The 5216-nt window shown below is 42.4% G+C and carries 6 protein-coding genes; 3 read left to right on the top strand and 3 right to left on the bottom strand.

Annotation, left to right across the window (positions count from 1 at the left end; genetic code table 11):
* A partial coding sequence (locus CAG68_RS15645) for an ATP-binding cassette domain-containing protein (RefSeq protein WP_161441342.1) occupies positions 1 to 699 on the top strand: 699 nt, incomplete at its 5' end.
* A 42-nt stretch (positions 700 to 741) separates the two neighbouring features.
* Here the strand turns inward: CAG68_RS15645 and cueR are convergent.
* Positions 742 to 1128, bottom strand: coding sequence for a Cu(I)-responsive transcriptional regulator (gene cueR, locus CAG68_RS15640; protein ID WP_005376627.1), 387 nt, complete (start codon positions 1126 to 1128; stop codon positions 742 to 744).
* 87 nt (positions 1129 to 1215) lie between these two features.
* The gene (locus CAG68_RS15635) at positions 1216 to 2184 is read right to left on the bottom strand and encodes a helix-turn-helix domain-containing protein (protein ID WP_005382609.1); all 969 of its coding nucleotides are present in this window, start codon (positions 2182 to 2184) and stop codon (positions 1216 to 1218) included.
* A 116-nt stretch (positions 2185 to 2300) separates the two neighbouring features.
* On the opposite strand from CAG68_RS15635, the gene CAG68_RS15630 reads away from it, so the two are divergent.
* Both CAG68_RS15630 and CAG68_RS15625 read left to right on the top strand, forming a co-directional pair.
* Positions 2301 to 4307 carry a TonB-dependent siderophore receptor gene (locus tag CAG68_RS15630; RefSeq protein ID WP_005382608.1) on the top strand — a complete coding sequence of 669 codons (2007 nt, stop codon included), beginning with the start codon at positions 2301 to 2303 and terminating at the stop codon, positions 4305 to 4307.
* 41 nt (positions 4308 to 4348) lie between these two features.
* The gene (locus CAG68_RS15625) at positions 4349 to 4630 is read left to right on the top strand and encodes a DUF2218 domain-containing protein (protein WP_005376622.1); all 282 of its coding nucleotides are present in this window, start codon (positions 4349 to 4351) and stop codon (positions 4628 to 4630) included.
* Positions 4631 to 4718: 88 nt separating this feature from the next.
* Here CAG68_RS15625 and CAG68_RS15620 read toward each other — a convergent pair whose 3' ends face one another.
* The gene (locus CAG68_RS15620; protein WP_005376619.1) at positions 4719 to 4970 is read right to left on the bottom strand and encodes a YgjV family protein; all 252 of its coding nucleotides are present in this window, start codon (positions 4968 to 4970) and stop codon (positions 4719 to 4721) included.
* Positions 4971 to 5216 lie beyond the last annotated feature (246 nt).

Here is a 5216-nt window from a genome sequence, read left to right as displayed (position 1 = left end):
GCCAATACTCAGTTTGAAAAGGGCAAGGTAACATCGATTATCGGTCCAAATGGCGCGGGAAAGAGCACGCTGTTATCTATGGCCTCGCGCTTAACGGAGCGAGATGGCGGTAGTGTTATCATTGATTGCAAGGAAATCGCGGAATGGGACACAAAAGAGCTAGCGAAAAAACTGGCAGTACTTCGCCAAGCTAACTCGATTACAATGCGGTTTACCGTAAAAGAGTTAGTCTCTTTTGGTCGTTTCCCATACTCTAAAGGAAATCTGACTAAAGAAGATCATGAGGTCATAGAAAAAGCGATCGACTACTTAGATTTGCAAGATATTCAAGACAAATACTTGGATGAATTAAGTGGTGGTCAGCGACAGCTTGCATTTATTGCTATGGTGATTGCACAAGATACAGATTATGTCTTTCTTGATGAACCTCTTAATAACTTAGATATCAAACACTCTCTTCAGATCATGAAAGTTGTGCAGCAGTTAGCCCATGACATGAATAAAGCTATGGTGGTCGTGATTCATGATATTAATTTCGCGGCGTGTTACTCAGATGTCATATTGGCGCTTAAGAAAGGTAAAGTTGTGGCGAGTGGTGCGGTTGAAGATGTTATTCAAGCGTCTACGCTAGAGGACATCTATGAAACGCCATTTAACATCATAGAGTTAAACGGTAAGCGCATGTGTACTTATCATTAAGCGAGCTAGTTCGTTTTTAACGAGATCAATAGATAGGCGGGCTTACTTGGTGAGCTCGTCTATGATTGGGCATCGGCTCTCTGCATCTCCAGGACAAGAAGAAACCCAACCTTCAAGTTGCGTTTTGATCTCCATGAGGTGTGCAATTTTTTCTTCAACCTCTCTCAGTTTGTCCATGGTTCTTGCTTTTACTTCGCTACTTTTGCGATTGGGGTTATGAGCAAGTTGTACGAACTCTTTGCATTCTTGCAACGAAAAGCCTGCGCTTTTTGCGCGTGATACCAAGTTAAGCTCTTGAATATGATTATCTGAATATTCGCGATAGCCAGAGTCGCTACGCGCTGGTGGAGATATGATCCCTTTGTCTTCATATAATCGAATCGACTTAGATGAAAGCCCAGTGAGCTTCGCGACGGCACCAATATTCATGTTTAACCTCCATAACGTTTAAGGCGAGTATATACCGATGTTGTGGATAAGACACTCCTAAATAACAGTCAGTTACCTAGAGTCCCCTTACTCTTTAATCACTTCATGTGGTGGCACACCAAATGCCTTTTTAAAGGCATAAGTGAAGTTAGAAGGGTGGTGGTATCCGGCTTCATAGGCGGCTTCTGTTATCGTCACTAGGCCACGTTCCAAATGTTGCCTAGCAATCTCAAGACGTCGAAAACGAATGTAGCCGTTTATGGTCATATTAAGTGATTGTTTAAATCGACGCTGCAGGTTTGAAACACTCATTGAGAATTGGCTCGCCAACTTTTCCAAGCGTAGTTCTTGATCAAGGTGAGTTTCAATATAGCTGACAATATCCTCAATTCGACCATCAATGTGTCGTTCAATACTGCTGTTTTTAGCACTGAAATTCTTAGGAATTTGCTTGGTGGCTTGATGTAATATTTGATAGATCAAGCTTTCGACCTCTAGCTTTTCTTGGAACTCTTGCGGTGTTTCTCTATTTGTTAACGTTTCGGCCAACTCGCATAGCGTCTGGTTAGGCTCCAACTGTTGAAACGCCTGATGAGAGTTAAAAAAGGCTCGATGACTACAATTTTGCTCAAGGCGGGCCTCTAGCCATTGGGGCTTAACCAATATGTTGATCTTATTAATGAGGTTATCTTTGAGCAGTGAACGACGAAAATTTGCAGGTTTGAGTAAGTTCACCACTACACCCTTAGGGCCGTCGCTCGCGTCTAAATCAAATTGCAAATCGTCGTAGCCAAACGAGAGTCTACCTTCTAAAAGAATAGTGACCAGCAGTGAGGCGTGTGCAGTAGAAACAATATTCGAATCAATAAGTTCTAGACAACGCCCGCCATGAACAAAAATTTGATCATTGTACTGATATGATAGGAACTTACCTTCGGCCAGTTGAGTTTGACAAGGTTGGCCTTGCGTGACAATCCATTGTTTCTCTGTCGCCTCTAGTCTTTGGGTTAAAGCTATCTTGGCAATTTTAGTTCGTTTTGTTGTGACTTCCTGCATTTGACACTTCCTCATAACACTTGTGCGATTTCGCATAACCAAATCGCCTTTGTATTTATAAAACTCATGCTTATTATACCTGAGAATTATTATCATTAATATTTAGGAATGAAGTTATGGAAAGCCCTGCTTGTTCACCTATCAAGCTTTCAAGCCTTTGCCTTGCAGTGGGAATGGCGCTATCAACCCCTGTTTTAGCTCAAGATACTGAGTCACATTTTGAAGAGGTCGTTGTATGGGGAACGAAAGTTTCCAGCAACACTGAGTCGATGTTTGCGGACGACATGTCACTGAAGCAAGCCGATCATATGTCTGATTTACTGCGCGATATTCCCGGTGTAGATGTTGGTGGAACACACTCTGTGAATCAACGTATTACGATTCGTGGTTTGAGCGAAACCGATTTGGACATTCGTCTTGACGGTGCTTCTCAGCATGCGAGCATGTTCCATCATATTGGTAACTTGACGTTGAACCCTGACATTCTCAAATCTGCGGACATTCAGGTAGGTAATAACTCTGTGACTCAAAACGGGTTAGGCGGTTCGGTCTACTTTGAAACGAAAGACGCTCGTGACTTACTTCGTTACGATGAAAAGTTTGGTGCGCGTGTTTATGGCGGCTATGCATCCAACGACAACCAACAAGGTTCGTTGACACTGTACGGACTTTTGTCCGAAAACATTGATGCGATGGTCTATGGCCATTACGTTACGCGTGATGATTTTGAAGATGGTGATGGCAATAAAACCTATGGTGCTGCAGGTGATGTTTACAACATTCTGGCTAAGCTGGGGTATGAACTAAATGACATCCATCGTTTTGAGCTCTCTTATGACATGTACCGAGACAGTGGAGATTACAGTCCGCGTCCTGATATGTCGGGTAGTGCAAATAATAGCCTGTCGAGCAAGTTACTTATCCCTACGGATTATGACCGCGATACCGTTACCTTGAGTTACGAGTTGCGAGGCGAACAACACCAAGGAAACGTCACTCTTTATAATACCGAGACAGAAATTAAACGTGACGAAACGGTGATGGCCCCTCGTTGGCCCTCGAATCGTTTATCAAAGAACACCGCCAAAAACCAAAACTTTGGTTTGAATGGCAAATTCCAGTCAGATGTTATGTTAGGTGAGTTTGATAATCGAGTCACTTATGGCTTCGACTACATGGATAAAACGTCTTCGAGTTACTACGGTAGTCGTAAGTTTATGGACGAATCGGCGATTTCAACCGCACTGTTTGTAGAAGATCAGTTCTTCTTCTCTGATGCCTTCTTTATTACTGCAGGTATGCGCTTTGATGATTACAAACGCAAAGCTGAGACAGGAACCAGTAATTATGATGATGTGACTTGGGCTCTAGCAGCAGAATGGGCGGTGACTCAAGATTGGACGTTGTTTGCGAGTGCACGCTCTCTATTTAAAGGTCCAGAGCTAATGGAAACCTTTATTGCTTACCAAGACGTTGCATTTTTAGAGGATGGGCTAAAGCCAGAAACGGGATTGAACACGCAGGGTGGTGTTCGCTTTGATAAAACCTTTGATAAGCATTTCTTTGGGGCGAATATTACGGTATTCCAAACGGAAATTGATGATTACATTGCAGACCAGTACCAAAACGCGACTCAAACTTACCTGATTTACAACTTAGGTGATGTTGAGATTAAGGGCTTTGAAGCAAGTGCTTCTTATGGTTACGACAAGTTTAACAGCAAACTTTCTTACTCTAAGTCGGACACCAAAAACAAGAATACTGGTGGTCCTGTTGCTGGGGGCAATGGGCGTAGCATTGATATGGGTGATAGCATTGCTCTAACTTTGGATTACCAGTCAGACGCTTTAGAAACGATCTTCGGGTGGAACTCAATGTTTGTTCTAGAGGAAGACAACGTCTTTGATGGTCAGCCAAAGAAAGCAAGTTATGATGTACATAATCTATACGCTCAATGGGTGCCGTCTGATATTGATGGACTGTCGGTGACCTTTGGTATTGATAATGTATTTGACGAGTTGTACAGCTCTCATGCGTCTCGTTCGGGTACTGCACGTGGCTTCACGCTTGATGACTACGAGCCGGGTCGCAACTTCAAGCTCTCTGCAGCTTATCAATTCTAACAAGGTTCTTCATAGGACGTTTCAAAGTAACGAGTAAGTTCATGATTAAAGAAAGCACCCGAATAGATAGCGAACACGCTGACAAATACTTAGTGACGCTTTGTCGGCATTTTGGACGAAAAGTTCCTGCTACTTGGAATGAAAATAGCGGTTTGGTGACATTTCCGACGGGAAAAGCGGAGTTTAACCTTTGTGCATCTAGTTTAACTATAACCTGTGAGGCGGATTCAGAAGAGAAACTGAATACGGTGAAGGCGATCATTTCATCGCATGTGGACATGTTTTCTCGTCGAGAAACATTAGCACTTAGCTGGGTTCGTTAGCGCTCGTTTAAGGATGCTGTGATAGAAAGGGAATGTTAAAAGCAAAAGCCCGCAGTCTTATGATTTGCGGGCTTTTATTGTTTGAATGCTATTGCGCTTTCTCAGGCTCTAGGCTTTTTTTTTCCTGCTGCATTTTTGCTAGGAAGTAGATGTTAACGCAAGCAATAAAACCGTTAGTTAATACTACAGGCCAAGAATCAATCATTAGTCCGTAAGCGGTAAATAGCGCACAACCAATAAAGTTAAGGATACGAAGCTTAACAATATCTTTCATAGTTAGCGAAATAGCGACCATGATTGAAGCTGCATAACCTAAAATCTCAACCATATTCATGTCCATTTTTTGACCCTCTTAAAATCTGCCGAATTTTGTCGGTACCAATTCTTCTCATCTTGAGATTAATGAGGAAGCTCCATGCCTCGAATGGTCTTTTTTTGTTGTATGGACGCACTATATCAATGGAAAAACCGTGATAAAAGCCTCAAATCAAGGTTAAGAGAAGGTTAGCGATTACGCAAACGTTTAGGGCTGGAATTACTGATAATTTTACTTATTGTGTTGATTGATAATAACGATGACATTAAT

The sequence above is a fragment of the Vibrio sp. V42_P2S4T144 genome (genome assembly GCF_009904715.1).
Lineage (GTDB): Bacteria > Pseudomonadota > Gammaproteobacteria > Enterobacterales > Vibrionaceae > Vibrio > Vibrio alginolyticus.
Note: the sequence above shows the minus strand (reverse complement) of the source record. Positions and strands in the feature narration are given on the sequence as shown.

What these genes read in the sequence shown, in the direction of transcription:
- cueR (WP_005376627.1), bottom strand. Translation starts at nt 1,128, where the DNA reads ATGAATATTGGTGCCGTCGCGAAGCTCACTGGGCTTTCATCTAAGTCG.
- CAG68_RS15635 (WP_005382609.1), bottom strand. Translation starts at nt 2,184, where the DNA reads ATGCAGGAAGTCACAACAAAACGAACTAAAATTGCCAAGATAGCTTTA.
- CAG68_RS15630 (WP_005382608.1), top strand. Translation starts at nt 2,301, where the DNA reads ATGGAAAGCCCTGCTTGTTCACCTATCAAGCTTTCAAGCCTTTGCCTT.
- CAG68_RS15625 (WP_005376622.1), top strand. Translation starts at nt 4,349, where the DNA reads ATGATTAAAGAAAGCACCCGAATAGATAGCGAACACGCTGACAAATAC.
- CAG68_RS15620 (WP_005376619.1), bottom strand. Translation starts at nt 4,970, where the DNA reads ATGGACATGAATATGGTTGAGATTTTAGGTTATGCAGCTTCAATCATG.